Raw genomic sequence first — 17,913 nt, 5'->3', positions numbered from 1 at the left:
GTGCTTGTGATACCCCAATCGGCCAGAGGGCTGGCTCCTTGCAGAATGCAAAACGAGAACGGATGACGGATTGGAATTGATTACGCCGTATGGCGGCACGCTCTGCGAGCGGTATGTGGACGAGGCGACTGCGCGCGACCTGAATGAAGCGGCGCGGGATATGCCCTCCTGGGACCTGACCCTGCGCCAGCAGTGCGATGCGGAGCTGTTGCTGAATGGGGGCTTCTCCCCGCTGACGGGCTTCATGGGCCCGGCGGACTACGACGGCGTGCTCGACAACATGCGCCTGGCCGACGGCACGCTGTGGCCGATGCCGATCGCGCTGGACGTGACCGAAGCCTTCGCCGCGCAGGTGGAGGAGGGCAGCCGCATCGCGTTGCGCGATGCCGAGGGCATGCTCATCGCGGTGATGGGCGTGGAGCATCGCTGGACGCCCGATCGCACGCGCGAGGCGGAACAGGTGCTTGGCACCACCGATACCGCGCACCCAGGCGTCAACGAGCTGCTGCATCGTACGGGCCCCGTCTATCTGGGCGGAACGCTGCACGGCCTGGAGGCCCCGGTCCACCACGACTTTCGCAACTACCGCTACAGCCCGAGAGAGCTGCGGGAATACTTCCAGAAGCTCGGCTGGAACCGTGTGGTCGCCTTCCAGACGCGCAACCCGATGCACCGCGCCCAGGTGGAGCTCACCCGTCGCGCCGTGCGCCAGACCGAGGCCAACCTGCTGATCCATCCGGTCGTGGGCGTGACCGCCCCGGGCGACGTGGATCATTACGCCCGCGTGCGCTGCTACGAGCATGTGCTGCGCCAGGCGCCGGAGCAGACCACCCAATTGAGCCTTCTGCCGCTGGCGATGCGCATGGCCGGCCCGCGCGAGGCGTTGTGGCACGCGATCATCCGCCGCAACTACGGTTGCACGCACCTGATCGTTGGCCGTGACCATGCCAGCCCCGATGCAGGCCCGGACGAGCGGGGCTTCTACGGCCCCTACGAGGCACAGGAACTAATCCAGCGCCATGCCGAAGAGATCGGCATCGAGATGGTCCCAGTCCAGGCGATGACCTACGTGCAGGATCGGGCAGACTTCGTACCGGCTGACGAGGTGCGCGAGGGCGAACACACCCTCAGCCTCCCCAGCTCGGAATTCCGCCGCCGCCTGCGCGAAGGCCTGGAGATCCCCGAGTGGTTCTCCTACCCGGAAGTCGTGCAGGAGCTTCGCCGCAGCTTCCCGCCGCGGGACCGCCAGGGCTTCACCGTGTTCTTTACCGGCCTGTCCGGTTCCGGCAAATCCACCATGGCCAATGCCCTGCGGGTCAAACTGATGGAACTGGGCGGGCGCGCCGTCACGCTGCTCGATGGCGACATCGTGCGCAAGGAGCTCTCCAGCGAGCTCGGCTTCTCCAGGGAACACCGCGACATCAACGTCCAGCGCATCGGCTATGTCGCCAGCGAGATCACCAAGAACGGCGGCTGCGCCATCTGCGCCCCCATCGCCCCGTACACCGACATGCGCCGCCGCGTGCGCGAACGCATCGAGCGGGTAGGGGGCTTTATAGAGGTCCACGTCGCCACGCCGCTGGAAACCTGCGAGGCACGCGACCGCAAGGGCCTCTACGCCAAGGCCCGCGCCGGCATCATCAAGGCATTTACCGGCATCGACGACCCCTACCAGGAGCCACAAAACCCCGAGCTGCGCCTCGACACCCGCGAGATGACCCCGGACGAAGCCGCCCACCGCATCCTGCTCAAGCTCGAAGCCATGGGCTTCATCCGCAACCCTTAACGCACAATCGGCCAGAGGCTAGCCTCCTCTACGGAAGATTTTATGGAACGCAATGGAATGCATTCCCAGAGATTTGAACGGCAGGTAGCGATCACTCGCCACGCACAAGAGCGCATGAAGCAGCGCGGTATCTCTGAACACGAACTGTTTGAATTGATTGAGCGCGGCGACTTGCGTTACAAGGACGAGATACGGCTTTGGGTGGCGAAACACTTCGAGGGGCGGTCCGATAATCTTATCTGTGCAGCCGTGATCCTTAAGGAAACACTGATTAATGTACACGCTCGCGCTCGAGTCGCTTTTGCGTGCGAACAAGGCGCGGTGACTGCCGTGCAGTCACTCTGCACAAAGGAGCCGCAACGCTGTTCCCGCGCAAAAGCGGCCGAGCCCCCGCATTAAATGGCTTGTGGGGTTGGTACCCCAGGTTCCCCGATCCTGCGTTGCGCCCCGAATCAATCAGAAACGGGCGGGTAGAACCACTACCCGCTGCACGACGCGCCTTGTCTCGGAAAACCTGGGGTACCAACGCGAGTGTGTACATTAATCAGTGTTTCCTTAAGGAGCAGTTGGTGGTCAAAACCGTTATGCACCACTTTGACTGGGGAGAGTGACAATGCGCACTACTTATGACGAAGCGGACGACATTCTCGTACTCCACCTCTCGGAAAAGCCGATTACGCGGGAATGCTCACAGGACTGGAATACGCACGTGAGCTACGCAGAAGACGGAACGATCGTCGAAGTCGTGATCCTTGAAGCATCCAAACAGGGTGCCTGGCCGCTCCTGCGATCCCGGGCCGCTTGATTCCCGCCACAGCCAGAGGTCTCAACCCCACCTGTAGGAGGCCTGGCGTCCCCTACCCAATGCTAGCCCCCCTGTGGGAGCGGCCTTGGCCGCGAAGCCCCTGCCCGCGTCGGACGCCGGCAGAGGCTTCGCCTACAGACACGCTCATACGGCAAATTGCACCGCGGTCGCAGAAGCGCTATTCCCTGCGCGATGGGGCACAACCCGAATCCATCTGACCAGAGCACTGGGCTCTTCATCGTTACCTGCGGCCGGCCAGCGTGCTTTCTGGTGCCCGAGCCACCCCCCAAACCTTGAGCCCAACCCCCCAACCATGGTCCAATCGGCGTTCAACCGCTGAACACACCCCTGTAGGAGCGTGCTTGCACGCGAAAACCCAGGCGAGCCATACCCCCTCTCGCATGCGCTGCCCCCTCCAGAACCAGCACCCGGAATCCAGTACCCAGCAATGTTCAGCACCTACCGCAAAGCCCTGGCCCTCCTAACCCCCAGGGAAAAACGCCGCGGCGGCCTCGTCCTCGGCATGGTCATCATCATGGCCGTACTGGAAACCGCCGGTGTCGCCTCGGTCATGCCGTTTCTAAGCGTGCTGGGCAACCCCGAAGTGGTGCAGACCAACCCGGTGCTCAACACCGTCTACGAAGGGCTCGGCTTCGCCTCGGTGGATGCGTTCGTCCTCGCGCTGGGTGCGGCCGCCTTCGGGCTCATCCTGTTCTCCGCCTTCTTCCGCTCGCTCACGCACTACGCGATGAACCGCTTTGTCGAGATGCGCCGCCACAGCATCGGCAAGCGGCTGCTGGAGACCTACCTGCGTCAGCCCTATGCCTTTTTCCTCGACCGCCACAGCGGTGACATGGCCAAGAATATCCTCTCCGAAGTGGACCAGCTCGTGCAGCAGGTCTTCCGCCCCGGCATGCAGATGGTCGCCTACAGCGTGGTCATCCTCGCGCTGGTCATCTTGCTGATCGTAGTGGACCCCTGGCTGGCGCTGGGCGTGGCCGTGGTGATTGGCGGCATGTATGCGCTTATTTTTGGTGCCGTGCGCGGCATCCTGGGCCGGGTGGGCCGCGACCGGGCCCGCGCCAACCAGGAGCGCTTCACCGCCGCCAGCGAGGCCCTGGGCGGCATCAAGGACATCAAACTGCTCGGCCGCGAAAACGCCTACCTCTCCCGATTCGACGGCCCCTCCAGACGACAGGCCCGACACCAGGCCACCAACCAGACGCTTGGCGAGGTGCCCAAGTTCATCATCGAGGCCGTCGGCTTCGGCGGCGTCATAGCGCTCACACTGGTGTTGCTGGCCACCCAGGGCGGCACCGACGGGAACGCCCTGGGTAACATCCTGCCCATCCTCGGACTCTATGCCTTTGCCGGATACCGCCTGCTGCCGGCTGCTCAGAAAATCTACAAAGGAATGGCCAAGCTGCGCTTCGGCGCCGCCGCCGTGGATGGTGTCTACAACGACCTATATCAGCGGTCCGCGTTGGCCGAGTTGTACAAGCGCGCCCCGCAGCCGCTGGAGCCCAAACAGACCATCGCGGTACAGAACATCCACTACACCTACCCGAACGCCGAGCGGCCGGCCCTGCAGGGGATCGACCTGGAGATTCCCGTGGGCAGCTCAGTGGGTATCATCGGTACCTCCGGCGCCGGCAAGACCACGCTGGTGGATGTGTTCCTGGGCCTACTGCGCCCTACCGAAGGCGCTATCGTGGTCGACGGCGAGCCCATAACCGACGACAACCTGCGCGCCTGGCAGCAGGCGCTCGGCTACGTGCCGCAGGACATTTTCCTGACTGACTCCACGGTGGCCGAGAACATCGCCCTGGGTGTACCGCCGGAACAGATCGACCACGAGCAGGTGGAGCGCTGTGCCCGCATGGCGCAGGTACACGAGTTCATCATTGGTGATATGCCTCAGGGCTACCACACCGTCGTTGGCGAGCGTGGTGTACGCCTTTCAGGCGGGCAGCGCCAGCGAATCGGTATTGCGCGAGCGTTGTATCACGATCCACCGGTACTTGTGTTAGATGAAGCGACCAGCGCATTGGACCATAAGACTGAGAATGCGGTGATGCAATCCGTGGATACACTTTCGCATTCCAAGACGATAATAACCATCGCGCATCGGCTTGCGACGGTCGATAAGTGTCATAAAATCATAGACCTCGATCTCGCTGCTCAAGGCCGCTAGGTTCCGATAAACCAATAATTCGCTCAGTCTCCATGTGAACTCTACAGTGCTCCCGGCCGAAGAAATAAATTCCGGAGTTGCAATATGAAACCCGTGGAGCTTTTTGGCCCGATGGGCGCTGGGAAGTCTACACTTTTCAAGTGCCTAACCCGTCCGCAAAGCGCGGAAACCAAGTGGACAGGCTTCCTGGATGCAAAATTCAAGGAAGTCTGGAAAGAAAAATATAGCCGGTCAAAAGTAATTGGGACGTTGTATTGGGCTCTTGGCCAGAATGACAGATTGCGGCGCGCGATAATCGCCCCCTATCAATCGCCGTCCGTATGGGATAGCCTCGAAAGATCCAGTGGTCAGTGGTCGCCGCTCATCCGCTATGTGCTGTATGGTCTTGAGAATGGATCGTGCGCCCCGCTTGCGGACACGGTCCGACGCTACCAATGGTTTTTGCAAGCACTCGCGGACCGAATCTATCTGGAAGATAAATGCAGGGATGACGAGTGTGTGGTATTTGATGAAGGGATTATTCAAAAAGGGATAGCGCTTAGCCTAATGCAGCGCGACGCTTTAGGAACCCTGAGGCAATTCCTTAATATCATGCCGCCGCCAAATTTGGCAATCCATGTTAGCCGACCTCTTATCAGCTTACGTGAACGATTAATCGCACGTGATGGCAGCAACGCGCGTCTCTTGCCATATTTAGAGGAATCAGAACGGCTTTCACGGCTGGCGGTTGGTATGCTGCGCGCTCAGGGAATCGAGGTAATTGAGATCCAATCGCCCGGGAGCGCGTTAGATGAGAGGCTCGAGCATTGCTTATCCCAGCTGACATGACCCAGGGTTTCAGTGCTCGCAGAGATCCAAGTGAGTCTTACAGGGAGACGATAGGTGCAACTCTGGCGTGGCCTATGCGTCCTTTGTCCATCGCGGAGGCTGCCTCGTCTCTCATTTCGTCGTCGACTCATCTCATGTGATGCGGACCTACAACATGAGAGGCTATGGTAAGCCATGAGCGTGTAACTCGTCGCTTTGGGGTGTTGCGCGATGAGCCATGCCTCGAGTTTTACGGGGAGCGTACGAGAAATCCACATTCCCGGATTGGCAGATGACCGGTTGGCTACGTGGGGTTTTCGGCTACATTTGAGGGGCAATCATGATCATAAGTCACGAGCACAAATATATTTTTATGCACGGTCGAAAATGCGCTGGAAGCTCGATCGAAGTAATGCTTAACCAAACCTTGGGGCCGCAAGATATTCAGATAGGCTCTTGGTCTGAGTCGCTTGCGGCTGGTGGTAGAATCAACCGGAAGGCCTTAGTGGATGCATGCGGCTCGCCTCTTCGGTGGCCTTTGGTAGCTCGCCTTGCGTTAAGTAGTGTCAAGAAATTTGGCGCTTTGGATATTGGATATGTAGCTAATGGGTCTATCAAGAAAAAGTACATTAACGAATTGGGTCCTAATGCATCCTGTCCTCCAGCGGAGTCGGTAAAAAAATTTGATCCAGTAACTTGGGAAAAATACTTTAAATTCTCTTTTACGCGAAATCCATTTGAGTTTGAGGTTAGTGATTATTGGTGGCGTGCCAAACGCTGTCATGCGATCGTTTCATTCAAGGAATTCCTCCGTCGGAAAGCAGATCGACTTCGAAGCGATCCCGAGGGGCTGGTTCCATTTCCCGAAAGTAACTGGATGATCTACTCAATTAATGATGAGGTTGCTCTCGATTTCGTTGGACGGTACGAAACGCTGTCAAGTGACTTAATGGAAGTCGGAATGCGGATTGGAATCAGTCTGGACGGCGCAAACATGCCTAATGCGAAAAGCGGCCATAGGAAGAACCTTGATCCGAAGTCACTCTACGATGGAGAGTGCGTCAGTTTGGTCGAGCGAATACATTCGCGTGAATTGGAGACATTTGGATACGAATTTCCGTATTAGTATGCCATTGGTCTAGGTATGCACAAGACACTCGTTATAAGTCGGAAAGTTCGGAGGTCCGCAAGGTATCGAGGGTCTAATGTATTGTTTGCCGTGAAAGCTTCGTGTTTACGATATGGGCGCGGTGCGATTGCAATCGTTGCCGGACATTCGGTGGCCCAGGATCGGTGCTGGCTAGATACAAGGTGCCCATGAAAAAGCTATTGACACTTATTTTCTGCGGTCCACCGGGTCCCAATGGGAGCGGTTTAGTTTCAGGTGGAGTGCGGCGGTTTTCAGAACTGTATGAATCCAGTCGACGGCTCGGGTACAAAACGAGGATGGTAGCGGGCGTCAAAGATCTTTCCCGAGCGTTAATCGGCCCTGGTCTTGAAGGGGCGGTAGTCGTTGTATTCGACGAGAGATATCTGTTTTACGCGTGGCTACTAAAAGCACGCGGGGCACGGATTGCCTTTTGCCCGCGCGGAAACAAGGTTTCCCATTTTTCGTGGTCGTATTCTCGTTTTCGTTTAAGGATCTATAAGATTCTGTTTAGTGTCTTGTACATTCCATGTGATTTCGCAATTTTTCAGACGTCAGCACAAGCAAAAGAGTTCGAGCGTATGTATAAAACTAGCTGGAATTATGCGGTTGTGCCGAATAATTCGAACGCGTCGTGGATCCGGCCTGGAGCCAAGTGGGACCGAAAGAAAGGAGTGAAGGCGGAGTTTCGAGTGGGATTTATCGGCAACGCCTCACCTAGGAAGGGGCTGTTCCTGCTGTTGGACGCGGTTGAACGACTGTGGGCAAAAGGTGCATCCATTGAACTGGTGTTGGGGGGTGTAAGAGGCATTGCAATTAAGGGCAGAAAAGTACGTTGCCTCGGCTTCATCTCGGATTTGGATGACTTCTATAATGTGGTGGACCTCGTTGTGGTGCCAAGCCTATACGATTCGTTCCCTAACGTAATGCTGGAGGCTGGACGTTGGGATGTTCCGTTTATAGTCGCACGAACAGAGATGACGGAAGAGATTTGCGGACGGGAGAGTGGATTACTTTTTGAGCCGAGCGATAAGGCGTTGTCGCTAAAAATCAGTCGGATTATGCAAGACGTATCCGAATATCACGCGTTAGAATCGCAGTCAAAACGTCTTGTCGATCGATTAGAGTTTGATTGGGGCGCTGAGATGATTGAAGCGATGGTTCGTGGGTTGCTTGAGCATCGAAGGGCGAAATGAGCTGCGGTAGGGTTCTAACGCCCCTCTTAGCGTTGTACGTGTTCGGGCTTGGGGTGTTAACTTATTCGGACTTTGGATACTTGGTTCCCGTTTTGGGCGCTGGGGTTGTTTTTATAGTGCTTGGCGCAATGTCGGGAGCCGCGGCAGAGCGTCTGGTATCACGCTTACTGTTGATTATGGGGGCTTGCACCTTAGCGTTCGGTGTATTCGTGATGGTGGACGTGCTAGTTAGGGAAATAACTAGTCCGGCGCTTGGCGCGGCCGTGGTGTATCAAGCGGGCACAGCAGCAATGGTCGTGATGATTGGAGATCAATTGCGCCGTGGGTGGTTGTGGGCGTTCCCGGCAGTTGGTCTCGTTATTGGAGGGTACTATATCGGAGTCGGATGGTTCGGTTGGGATTTGCGAGAACATTGGTTGTATGGGGGGGCTACCAACCAAGCGGCACTTTGGGTGGCGCTGGCGGTAGTCATGTCGGTTTGGCTTTTGCTGCCTTCTATGAGGCCGACCACTAAGAGTTATGGTGATCCCATGTTTTCACTGGCCCGTAGTGGTTTATTACTTTTGGTTTTAGCCATCCTTTTGTTGGCAGTGCTGTTATCCGGCTCCAGGCAGGCACTTTTGCTAAGTGTGGTAACGTCTCTAGTTATGCTTTATATGGGGGCGAGTTGGCGCTGGTTAAGTCTGGGTTTGCTCGCTTTGGTCGCATTGTTGATCGCAACAATTCAGGGTGTGCCTCAGCTTGAACGCCTAGGCAATGTGTTCGATCTAGTGCGAACGGGAATCCCTAGGGGTGAGGGTAGCATCCCGCACCGTTTGGCGCTCCTGGAATATGGTGCGGTCGCGTGGCTTGAATCACCGATCATAGGCCAGGGGGCGCGATCATTTCAGTATCTGTCTGGTTTCGGGGGGTATTCGCACAATAACTATGTTGAGGTCTTGTATAGTTTCGGGGTCATGGGATTCGTTTTGTTTTATCTTCCGCTTCTTCTCGCCTTGTGGCTTGTTTGGATTAAGCGGGGATGTGAAGACGGTAAAAATTGGCGTATTTTGATTGTTTCGTTGGCAGTATTCTGGTTTGGGCAAGATTGGTTTATTGTGAGTTATTTCCGTTATTCGCATTGGGCAATGATTGCGGTGATGTTTTACGCCAGTGCTGTACTTGTTGCGGGTTGTCGATCTCAGAAGGCTTTATTGCCCCGGCGTTTTTGAACTACTGTGCGGGCTCCCTTGGTGCGTTTGGGCCGTTGAGGCCAGCCGGATTTTGGTAAAAAGGCTTAGGTGATAGAAGCGATGGCCGGTGAGAAGCTCGTGATTCGTTCGAGGACCGGGGTGGTGACGTTGGGTCCAGGATGGTGTACTAAAAAACTGGATGCAGGACGTGATCTATATTCAGAGGTTCGCGCGGTTGAGCGGCTCGAGGATATTATTGGCGGAGGTGTTCTGTACGAAGGTTGGAGGTATCAGGCGCCTAGTGTCCTCGATGTGAATGAGCATGAGCGGGTGATAACGATGACTCGTGCGCATGGCATTCCACTACGGGTACTGCCAAGTGTGGAGTGCGCGGCTCAGGCCGGGAGGTGGCTTGCGATTTTTCATTCGTCGGGAGGAAAAGACGGCTGTCCAAGGTTTGGCGATTTCGGCCCGGACCATTGTTTCGTGGATCGGGTGCTGCGAACGGTAACGCTGATCGATCCGGGTAAAGAGTGCGGTAAGATCGAGGCCCCGGAGCTGGACGTGGGATATATGTTGTCGTGTTTGGTGCTCTTGGGGCTGCAAAAGCGCCGAAACCCGATTCGATTGGGGAGAGCATTCTTGGAGGGGTATCTTCGGTGCGCACCGGTCTCCTTGAAACGGGAGAGATTGTTAGGGGCGGTCGAGGCGGAACGCCTTCAGACCCGTCGAAGGTGGGTTCGGGGTAAGAAGGGGTGGCATGTGACCGTATTGGGTGTGCTGGGGAGAGCCTATGGGTGGATGAATGCACTGGTGGTTAGAATTATTGTTAATGACCGGAAAGTTGGAAGCATTAAATCGTGACTCGTCTCGTATTGTTAAGCGGTGGTGCATCTATCCATACGATCCGCTGGGCGAATGGTTTGGCGGATGCGGGCATCGAGGTGAACCTGATCACACAGCAGCCTCTTTTGGAGCCGGTTCGTGATGAGGTCAACGTTCATGTTCTCCCCGACCGGGGTTCGTTGGGGTATTTCACGATGGTGCCGACGGTTAGGCGCCTCATTCGGAGGCTGGCGCCGGATGTGGTCAACGCGCATTATGCCAGCGGATATGGCACCACGGCGCGGCTGGTGGGATATCGGCCTTATGTTCTCTCGGTTTGGGGTAGTGATGTCTACGACTTTCCCACGAAAAGCCGGCTCCACCGTTACTGGGTGAGGCGGAATCTTGAGGCGGCGGACATCGTGGCATCTACTAGCAGGTGCATGGCCGCGCATACGAAAGGTCTGGCCCCGGACCTGGCTGAGATACCGATCACGCCATTCGGTGTGGAGCGGGATCGGTTCGAAGGCGTGGGGCAGCGAGACGGAGGGGACGAAGGGCCGGACCGGCCAATCGTCGTAGGAACTGTCAAGAGTATGGCGGCGAAGTACGGTGTGGATACACTAATACAGGCCTTCGCGTGTACCCGCAGGCGGTTGTTGGATGAAGGGGATGCAAGGGCTTCGCGGCTGTGTTTGCGGTTGGTAGGTGATGGGCCTCAATTGGCTGAACTAGAAGAGCTGGCGAGAAAATGCGGTGTCGCGGGCGTTACCAAATTTGTTGGGCGGGTGGCCCACGAAAAAGTTCCGGAAGAACTGGATCGATTGGATATCTATGTGGCATTGAGCCGGCTGGATAGTGAAAGTTTCGGGGTTGCGATCATTGAAGCGGGAGCTGCAGGCCGGCCGGTTGTTGTGTCGGACGCTGGAGGGTTGCCCGAGGTCACGCTAGATGGTGAGACAGGCTTCGTTGTTCCTCGGGAGGATCCGGAGGCTGCGGCACAGGCTATCTTGAAGTTGGTGCGCGACCCGGTACTTCGAGCCGACATGGGAAAAGAAGGGCAGAAGCATGTAGCCCAGAATTACAGTTGGTCGGCCTGTGTTGCGAAGATGAAAGAGGTGTATCAGGCCGCCATCGACGGACACCAAGAGAACTCGAGATATACTGGAAGATGACGTATCTCCATCATCATTTCCATACTGGGGGAATTTCGGGAGCGGCCCGTTCGTACGAGCCGGCGCGGCGGATTTCCATTCTCGCGGGGGGAGCTTGAATGACGCCGGTGGTGTCGGTAGTGACGCCTGTTCACAACGGGGCGACGTTTATTGGAGAGACCATTGCCTCTGTCCAGTCGCAGACGTGGGGCGATTGGGAGCTCCTTGTTGTGGACGACGCTTCCGAGGACGATTCGGCCGAGATCGTCGAGGCGTTTGCGTCCGATGACGATCGGATACGGGTGTTCCGGCTTGAGCGAAAGGGAGGGGCCGCCGTAGCTCGCAATACCGCTATCGAGGCCGCTCGGGGGAGGTATATCACGTTTCTCGATAGTGACGATGCGTGGTTGCCCGAGAAGCTGGAGTGCCAGTTGTTATTGATGGGCGAGGGTGCAGTCTTCAGCTTTACCGCCATGGAGCGGTTCGACGAGCAAGGGAATCGTTTGTCTGCTGCGGGTGTGCCGGAGCGGGTTACATATGGCGATTTGCTGAAGACGAACTACATCGGTTGTTCTACGGCGATGTATGACACTCAGTATTTTGGCAAGGTAGCGATGCCGCTAATCGCTCGGCGGCAGGACTATGGGCTGTGGTTGCGGTTGTTGAAGCGGGTGGAGTTCGCCCATGGGCTGAATGAGCCGCTGGTGCGCTATACGGTTCGGTCGGGTTCGGTCTCCTCCAACAAGTTAACGACTTCTACGTACACTTGGCGGGTCTATCGAGAGTTCGAGAAGCTGTCACTGGCGCGAAGTGCTTGGTGTTTCGCGCATCAGACGGGGCGGGCGATGGTTCGCAATCGGTTACCTGGATTGGCGCGAAAGCTGGGATGGCTGCATCCGGTAGACGGGGCTTCGGCTGGGCGGTGCCACGGGCCCTGTGGGCCCTCGCAATGACGGTCGGTGCGAGATGATGGAGCGGTTGCTGGTTACCGGGGCGAGTGGTTTTGTTGGGAAGGCACTAGTGTCTCGACTGGCGCAGGAAGGATGCTGGTTACCGGTGGCCGGGTCGCGGCGAGAGGGAGCTTCGTCGGAAGGCGGGGAATGGGTGGTTACGCCTTCGTTGGAGGAAGGTGCGGATTGGAGTGCGGCGCTGCACGACGTGAATGCGGTGGTGCACGCAGCGGCTCGGGCGCATGTGCTGGAGGAAGCGGCCGTTGACCCGTTGGCCGAGTTTCGGCGTTGCAATGTGGAGGGCACGCTGGAGTTGGCGCGGCAGGCGGCGGAAGCAGGTGTGCGGCGGTTCGTCTTTCTGAGTTCGATTGGTGTGCTGGGGCGCTCAAGTGAGCGCCCTTTGCGTTTTGATGATGAGCCCATTCCAGAGGACCACTATGCGGTTTCCAAATTGGAAGCCGAACAGGGGTTGGCCGAGCTGAGCAAAGAGACCGGGATGGAGGTGGTGATCGTTCGGCCGCCGCTCGTTTACGGCCCGAATGCGCCGGGCAATTTTGGCAAGCTGATGGAATGGGTTGCGCGTGGTGTGCCGCTGCCGCTGGGCGCGGTGACGCGGAACCGGCGCTCGCTGGTGGGACTGGATAACCTGGTGGATCTGCTGGTGACGTGCCTGGAGCATCCGGCGGCGGCGAATCGGGTGTTTCTGGCGGGGGATGGGGAGGACTTGTCCACTACGGATCTGTTGCGCCGGGTGGCGGCGGCGATGGGGCGGCGGGCGCGGTTGGTGCCGGTGCCGCCGGCGCTGTTGCGTGCCGGGGCGCGTGCTGTGGGGCGTGGGGAGATGGCGCGGCGGTTGCTGGATTCGCTGCAGGTGGATATTTCGGATACGCGGGAGACGCTGGGGTGGGAGCCGCCGGTGAGTGTGGATGAGGGGTTGCGGCGGGCGGTGGTGTCGTTGGTTGGGTAGGGTTGGTGGTTTTTCGGGGTTTGGCGGGGGCTTCGCGGGCGAGCCCGCTCCCACGGGGGGTGGCAGTCGGTGTAGGAGGCCAGCCCTCTGGCCGATGGGGCCTGTCCAACATCCAATCGGCCAGGGGGCTGGCCTCCTACAGGGGGGGTGTTGTTTTGCGTGGGTGATCGGCCAGAGGGCGGCGGGGTGCTTGGTTTATGGGTTGATTCCGATATTGATTGGTTATCGGTTTGGGCGCATAATTGGGCGTTATGACATTGCTTGCGCGAACACCTAAGCAGATTGGGACGATTGTGCGCCGGGTCCGGCGAAAGCAGGGCCTTACGCAGGCCGCGCTTGGCGAGAAGTCGGGCTTGCGCCAGGAGACGATCTCCCTGATCGAGAACGGGAACCCGGCCACCCGGTTGGAGACGTTGCTTGCGGTTCTGGCGGCGCTGGATCTGGAGTTTCAGGTTTCTCCCCGTGCGCGGTCGGCTGCGTCCATTGAAGAAATCTTCTGATGCCGCGCACGCGCCGCCATCCGCCGCTGCGTGTCTTGCTGAATGGTCGCCTGGTGGGGTTTCTGGAGAAGTCGGCGGCCGGGGCGGTTCGCTTTCAGTATGACGTGAGTTGGCTAGGCTGGGAGCATGCGCTGCCGGTCTCGCTGTCGCTTCCGTTGCGGGAAGATGCCTACCACGGTGCGGCCGTGGCCGCGGTGTTCGAGAACCTGTTGCCGGATGCGGATGCCCTGCGACGGCGCGTGGCGCAACGCGTGGGCGCGGCCGGCACCGATGCCTACAGCCTGCTGGCGGCGATCGGGCATGATTGTGTGGGGGCTTTGCAGTTTTCGCTGTCGGATGCGCAGGAGTCCGAGCCCGCTGGAGGGATTCGTGGGGAGCCGCTCGATGATAGGGGCATCGAAGAGCTGCTGGGCGGTTTGGCACAGGCGCCGCTGGGTCTGGGCGACGACGATGCTTTCCGCATTTCGATTGCTGGTGCCCAGGAGAAGACGGCACTACTGTGGCATGAGGGTCGCTGGCTCAAGCCGCATGGCTCGACGCCGACGACGCATATCCTGAAGCCCGCGATTGGGCAGTTACCCAATGGGCTGGATCTGTCGGATAGTGTGGAGAACGAGTTTTACTGCCTGCGATTGCTGGCGGCGTTCGGTATGCCGGTGGCGCGTGCGGAGATCGGGCGCTTTGGGGGCGCGCGGGCGCTGGTAGTGGAGCGGTTTGATCGACACTGGGCGCGCGATGGGCGGTTACTGCGCTTGCCGCAGGAGGACTGCTGCCAGGCACTGGGCGTGCCGCCAAGCCGCAAGTATCAGAGCGAAGGTGGCCCCGGGCTGGTGGATGTGCTGGGGCTGTTGCGGGGCAGTGATACGCCGGGGGCGGACCAGGCGACGGTGCTGAAGGCGCAAGTCCTGTTCTGGCTGATCGGCGCCACGGATGGGCACGCCAAGAATTTCAGTGTGTTCCTGCAACCCGGCGGCGGGTACCGGCTGACGCCGCTGTATGACGTGTTGACGATTTTACCCAGCGTGGCTAGCCGCCAGGTTGAGCGCAAGCAGGTTCGGCTGGCGCTCGCTGTGGGGCGGCGCAACCACTATCGGGTGGATGGCATCCAGGGTCGCCATTTTCTGCAGACGGGCGCTTCGGCACGACTGCCTGCGGCGATGGTGCACGAGGTCCTGGCATCCGTGGTTCTGCAGGCCCCATCCGCACTGGATCGAGTGGAATATGAATTGCCGGCGGGGTTCCCGGCTGGCATCCATGACGCCGTTCGGCGTTCGGTGGAAGCGGGTATTCAGTCGCTGGAGCGGGTTCTTTGAGGCCAGGCCCGCAGGGGGCGGCACTCGGTGTAGGAGGCCAGCCCTCTGGCCGATGGGGCTTGTCCAACATCCAATCGGCCAGGGGGCTGTCCTCCTGCGGGGGGACCAGGGGACGGGGGTTATTAGTTGGGATTTGGGAGGCGTTTTGATTCGGGTTCTGGATGTGGTGCTGGCGTTGGTGGGGCTGGTGGTGGCGGCGCCGGTGATGGCGGTGTTGTGGGTGCTGGGCTGGCTGGAGTCGCGTTCGCCGTTGTTTCGGCAGGAGCGGGTAGGGCGGCATCAGCGGCCGTTTGTGCTGGTCAAGTTTAGGACGATGCGGCCGGATACGGCGTCGGTGGCGACGCATCTGGCGCAGGCTTCGTCGATTACGCGCTTGGGCCACTTTCTGCGCAAAACCAAGCTGGATGAGCTGCCGCAGCTTTGGAATGTGCTGAAGGGGGAGATGAGCCTGGTAGGGCCGCGACCCTGTCTGGTGGGTCAGGTGGAATTGATCGCGGCGCGGGAGGCTCGCGGGGTGTTTGCGGTGCGCCCGGGCATCACCGGGCTGGCGCAGGTGAACGGGATCGATATGTCGGACCCCGAGAGGCTGGCCGAGGTGGATGCGCAGATGATTGAGTCGCTGACGCTTGTGGGTTATTTCCGGTATCTGGTTTTGACGGTTACGGGGAAGGGTTCTGGGGATCGGGTTCGGGGTTAAGTTCCGTGGGGCCATTGGTGGTTTTCGGGGTTTGGCGGGGGCTTCGCGGCCGAGGCCGCTCCTACAGGGGGTATCGGCATCGTCTTCCCGGAAACCGTGTTGCGGTTATCCGGGATCTCGGCGTTGGGGCCGGGGCACGGCCGGATGGTAATGCCAGCGCGGGAGATCCCGGCTCTTAGCTGCGCTGTGGCCGGGATGACCGTGGTGGGGTAGCTGGGTCGGGATGAGCTGGCCGGGTCGATCGGGCATGCCATGGGCTTGTGGGCCGCGTTGAGTTTGTCAGGGGTTACTGATAGGCGGAGCTAGGGGGAAAACGTGTGCTCAGGCTGCGGGTGGTTCAGGTCAGCTCGCGCTGGAGCGCATGTCTGTACCAGTTGCGCCAGCCTGATAGTTGTCGTCGAAAGAAGCTACTGTCGAGCACAGTCCAGTGTTGGGTGAGTGGTGAGTCTTTGTGGGTTCCCAAACGGCCCGGAAAGTGTCCGGCCTGGTTATAGAGTGTTAGTTCTCCGAACCAGAGGCGTTCGCCATCCCAGAGAAGGTCGACCCGCACGTGGTCGAACTCCTGTCCCAGTTTTCGGGCGATCGCCAGAGCTTCATCGATCGATGGTGGCAATGGCTGGGTGGGGGATGGCGGGGCGACTGCGGCCCGCTCCTCGCTGCGAATAGGTTCTCCCGATTGGTCGAAATTCCAGACGTTCGCACGCATGTCCTGAAAACGGCCGCTGATGTGGATGAGGCGCACCACACGAGAACCAAAGGTGTAGATTTTGAGTTCGTCCGGTCCGCCTGTGTCGGGTGCAATCATTTCTTCGAGGAATAGCTGGCGGGTGATCCCGAAATAGCCCCACTCGTGATGCCGTCGGCCGTGAGCCTGAGACATCCACCGGGATCCCAGCTGCTCGACGTGGCGCCGGTCGTAGTGGCCTTGGTGAATCAGATGGTTGGTGCCAGAACCATGGTTCGCCTTGAATACGGCGTGGCGCCGAAGGAGGGTATCCGGTATGTCACGCGGGTCAGTACCCTTCCAGAGCACCGAAGCAATGGAGAGCTCGGGGACGCGGGCCGCTACCCACTCCTTGCAGGCGAGTTTGTCGCTGACGATGACAAAGCGGGGGTCGTGATCGAATATCTTGCGCCAGAAGAACTTGTCGTTTCCGGTGACGGGCAGGCCGGCACAAGGGAGACGACGTGCGCGGCGGAGGGTGTGTAATGTGGGAAGGGGATACCGAATCCAGCACCAGAGTGTAATCCCCGCCAGTAGGGTTCGGTTCAGGTACTTCACGCGGAACTCGGATCTGAGGGCTTGGTACCTGAAGCATAGGCGAGAGACCATGGCATGTAGGCGCCACCGAGCGATTCGTAGGCTTCCAAGTGGTCGACAATGAGCCCCATAACGTCCGGTGGCTGCAGTCGAACCATACCGAACAACTGGTGGACAAAGCGGGCCAGGGAGGGCAAGTCGGGGCACTGCCAAGTGACGCGTTCTTCGGTCTCGAATGTGTTCAGGAATTTGGCTTGAACTAGGTGGTTGCGCAATTCACCGAGGGCAAAGAAGACGCCGCGGTGGCCAGTCTCGGTCCAACGATCCACGGGTCCGTTCAAGAAAGCTGCAGCGGCTGATCCTGTCCGAACATCGGCGACAACGATCTGCCCGCCGGGCCGCAGCACCCGCCAGGCTTCGTTGAAGAAGCCGCGACGTTCCGCAGAAGAAAGGTGATGCAGCCCCGCCAGGCTCGCAACCTTGTCAACGCTTTGATCCGGAAGGGGTATATCCCAGATTGGAGAGATGATCGTCGTATGGTTTGCTTCGAGCGGCGTCGCAAACTCGGACGAGGGTTCTATGCACACCACTTCAGCGCCCCGGGTCTTCAACCGGTCGGCAACGTACCCACCCCCCGCTGGGGCATCCACGATCGTTTCCCCTGCAAGGGGCGACAGCCTTTTCAGTAGCTCGGCAAGTTCCTGATCACGGGCATTAGGGAACTCTGCCATCGCGTTGTTGTACGAGCGGCCCCGCTGGTCGAATGTTTCGATATACGTTGTCACAGCGGACGATGATAAGTGCGTTCAGGTTCCAAGCGAAAGGAGATGACGAACGCCCGGCGATCAGCGCATTTGATGTGTGCTGGTCTAATTTTCGTGGACACCTCGATCGGTGGAATGATTGGGATCTGATCGAGGAGACGATATGGGACGCAGGAATTTTGATCCGGAGTACAAGCTTCGGGTGGCCCGGATGGTGGTGGATGAGGGCCAGAGTGTGCCGCAAGTGGTGCGGGACACCGGGGTGGGCGAGACGGCCGTTCGGCGCTGGGTCGAGCAACTCAAGGCGGATCGTGCCGGGGAGGCCGGCGATGGCCGGCCTTTGACGCCGGAGCAGCGACGGATCCGGGAGCTGGA

At 59.1% G+C, this 17,913-nt stretch carries 17 protein-coding genes; 15 read left to right on the top strand and 2 right to left on the bottom strand.

Annotated elements, in window-relative coordinates:
• Positions 1–70: 70 nt before the first annotated feature.
• The 14 genes from F466_RS0111115 (at position 71) to F466_RS0111065 (ending at position 15,513) form a co-directional block, all read left to right on the top strand.
• Entirely contained in the window at positions 71–1,786 is a 1,716-nt protein-coding gene (locus tag F466_RS0111115; RefSeq protein ID WP_018994125.1) for a bifunctional sulfate adenylyltransferase/adenylylsulfate kinase, read from the top strand.
• 42 nt (positions 1,787–1,828) lie between these two features.
• Positions 1,829–2,185 carry a DUF4258 domain-containing protein gene (locus tag F466_RS13750; RefSeq protein WP_198004214.1) on the top strand — a complete coding sequence of 119 codons (357 nt, stop codon included), beginning with the start codon at positions 1,829–1,831 and terminating at the stop codon, positions 2,183–2,185.
• A gap of 214 nt (positions 2,186–2,399) precedes the next feature.
• Positions 2,400–2,591 carry a DUF2283 domain-containing protein gene (locus F466_RS0111105; RefSeq protein ID WP_018994123.1) on the top strand — a complete coding sequence of 64 codons (192 nt, stop codon included), beginning with the start codon at positions 2,400–2,402 and terminating at the stop codon, positions 2,589–2,591.
• Between the two features lie 448 nt (positions 2,592–3,039).
• Positions 3,040–4,785, top strand: a complete 1,746-nt coding sequence (locus F466_RS0111100) for an ABC transporter ATP-binding protein (protein WP_018994122.1) — start codon at positions 3,040–3,042, stop codon at positions 4,783–4,785.
• 84 nt (positions 4,786–4,869) lie between these two features.
• Positions 4,870–5,613 (top strand): hypothetical protein, encoded by a 744-nt coding sequence (locus F466_RS13670; RefSeq protein WP_156820969.1) that lies wholly within the window; start codon positions 4,870–4,872, stop codon positions 5,611–5,613.
• Positions 5,614–5,932: 319 nt separating this feature from the next.
• Positions 5,933–6,718: a sulfotransferase family 2 domain-containing protein gene (locus tag F466_RS13665; RefSeq protein WP_156820968.1), complete on the top strand. Its 786-nt coding sequence runs from the start codon at positions 5,933–5,935 to the stop codon at positions 6,716–6,718.
• Positions 6,719–6,909: 191 nt separating this feature from the next.
• Positions 6,910–7,935 (top strand): glycosyltransferase family 4 protein, encoded by a 1,026-nt coding sequence (locus F466_RS13530; protein WP_083918095.1) that lies wholly within the window; start codon positions 6,910–6,912, stop codon positions 7,933–7,935.
• A gap of 212 nt (positions 7,936–8,147) precedes the next feature.
• Complete coding sequence (locus F466_RS13525) at positions 8,148–9,146, top strand: O-antigen ligase family protein (RefSeq protein ID WP_232199157.1); 999 nt, start codon at positions 8,148–8,150, stop codon at positions 9,144–9,146.
• Positions 9,147–9,967: 821 nt separating this feature from the next.
• The gene (locus F466_RS0111090; RefSeq protein WP_156820967.1) at positions 9,968–11,107 is read left to right on the top strand and encodes a glycosyltransferase; all 1,140 of its coding nucleotides are present in this window, start codon (positions 9,968–9,970) and stop codon (positions 11,105–11,107) included.
• Positions 11,108–11,205: 98 nt separating this feature from the next.
• Positions 11,206–12,039, top strand: coding sequence for a glycosyltransferase (locus F466_RS0111085; protein WP_018994118.1), 834 nt, complete (start codon positions 11,206–11,208; stop codon positions 12,037–12,039).
• Positions 12,040–12,052: 13 nt separating this feature from the next.
• The gene (locus F466_RS0111080) at positions 12,053–13,003 is read left to right on the top strand and encodes an NAD-dependent epimerase/dehydratase family protein (RefSeq protein WP_038082778.1); all 951 of its coding nucleotides are present in this window, start codon (positions 12,053–12,055) and stop codon (positions 13,001–13,003) included.
• A gap of 251 nt (positions 13,004–13,254) precedes the next feature.
• The gene (locus tag F466_RS0111075; RefSeq protein WP_019583480.1) at positions 13,255–13,503 is read left to right on the top strand and encodes a helix-turn-helix domain-containing protein; all 249 of its coding nucleotides are present in this window, start codon (positions 13,255–13,257) and stop codon (positions 13,501–13,503) included.
• Positions 13,503–14,816 carry a type II toxin-antitoxin system HipA family toxin gene (locus tag F466_RS0111070; protein ID WP_018994115.1) on the top strand — a complete coding sequence of 438 codons (1,314 nt, stop codon included), beginning with the start codon at positions 13,503–13,505 and terminating at the stop codon, positions 14,814–14,816. The genes F466_RS0111075 and F466_RS0111070 overlap by 1 nt, the downstream gene beginning before the upstream one ends.
• A 145-nt stretch (positions 14,817–14,961) precedes the next feature.
• Positions 14,962–15,513, top strand: coding sequence for a sugar transferase (locus tag F466_RS0111065; protein WP_026296452.1), 552 nt, complete (start codon positions 14,962–14,964; stop codon positions 15,511–15,513).
• A 337-nt stretch (positions 15,514–15,850) separates the two neighbouring features.
• Here the strand turns inward: F466_RS0111065 and F466_RS0111060 are convergent, their stop codons facing one another.
• Together F466_RS0111060 and F466_RS0111055 are read right to left on the bottom strand one after the other, a co-directional pair.
• On the bottom strand, positions 15,851–16,795 hold the full coding sequence (locus F466_RS0111060; protein ID WP_018994113.1) for an ATP-grasp fold amidoligase family protein: 945 nt from the start codon (positions 16,793–16,795) through the stop codon (positions 15,851–15,853).
• Entirely contained in the window at positions 16,792–17,559 is a 768-nt protein-coding gene (locus tag F466_RS0111055) for a class I SAM-dependent methyltransferase (protein WP_018994112.1), read from the bottom strand. The genes F466_RS0111060 and F466_RS0111055 overlap by 4 nt, the downstream gene beginning before the upstream one ends.
• A 142-nt stretch (positions 17,560–17,701) precedes the next feature.
• Between F466_RS0111055 and F466_RS13190 the strand changes: the two genes are divergently transcribed.
• Positions 17,702–17,913: transposase (locus tag F466_RS13190; RefSeq protein ID WP_018872425.1), on the top strand; the 212-nt coding region annotated here is incomplete at its 3' end.

This window comes from Thioalkalivibrio sp. ALgr1 (assembly GCF_000378285.1).
Taxonomy (GTDB): Bacteria; Pseudomonadota; Gammaproteobacteria; order Ectothiorhodospirales; family Ectothiorhodospiraceae; genus Thioalkalivibrio.
Note: the sequence above shows the minus strand (reverse complement) of the source record. Positions and strands in the feature narration are given on the sequence as shown.

What these genes read in the sequence shown, in the direction of transcription:
- F466_RS13530 (WP_083918095.1), top strand. Translation starts at nt 6,910, where the DNA reads ATGAAAAAGCTATTGACACTTATTTTCTGCGGTCCACCGGGTCCCAAT.
- F466_RS0111070 (WP_018994115.1), top strand. Translation starts at nt 13,503, where the DNA reads ATGCCGCGCACGCGCCGCCATCCGCCGCTGCGTGTCTTGCTGAATGGT.
- F466_RS13525 (WP_232199157.1), top strand. Translation starts at nt 8,148, where the DNA reads ATGGTGGACGTGCTAGTTAGGGAAATAACTAGTCCGGCGCTTGGCGCG.
- F466_RS0111105 (WP_018994123.1), top strand. Translation starts at nt 2,400, where the DNA reads ATGCGCACTACTTATGACGAAGCGGACGACATTCTCGTACTCCACCTC.
- F466_RS0111075 (WP_019583480.1), top strand. Translation starts at nt 13,255, where the DNA reads ATGACATTGCTTGCGCGAACACCTAAGCAGATTGGGACGATTGTGCGC.
- F466_RS13750 (WP_198004214.1), top strand. Translation starts at nt 1,829, where the DNA reads ATGGAACGCAATGGAATGCATTCCCAGAGATTTGAACGGCAGGTAGCG.
- F466_RS13670 (WP_156820969.1), top strand. Translation starts at nt 4,870, where the DNA reads ATGAAACCCGTGGAGCTTTTTGGCCCGATGGGCGCTGGGAAGTCTACA.
- F466_RS0111100 (WP_018994122.1), top strand. Translation starts at nt 3,040, where the DNA reads ATGTTCAGCACCTACCGCAAAGCCCTGGCCCTCCTAACCCCCAGGGAA.
- F466_RS13665 (WP_156820968.1), top strand. Translation starts at nt 5,933, where the DNA reads ATGATCATAAGTCACGAGCACAAATATATTTTTATGCACGGTCGAAAA.
- F466_RS0111080 (WP_038082778.1), top strand. Translation starts at nt 12,053, where the DNA reads ATGATGGAGCGGTTGCTGGTTACCGGGGCGAGTGGTTTTGTTGGGAAG.
- F466_RS0111085 (WP_018994118.1), top strand. Translation starts at nt 11,206, where the DNA reads ATGACGCCGGTGGTGTCGGTAGTGACGCCTGTTCACAACGGGGCGACG.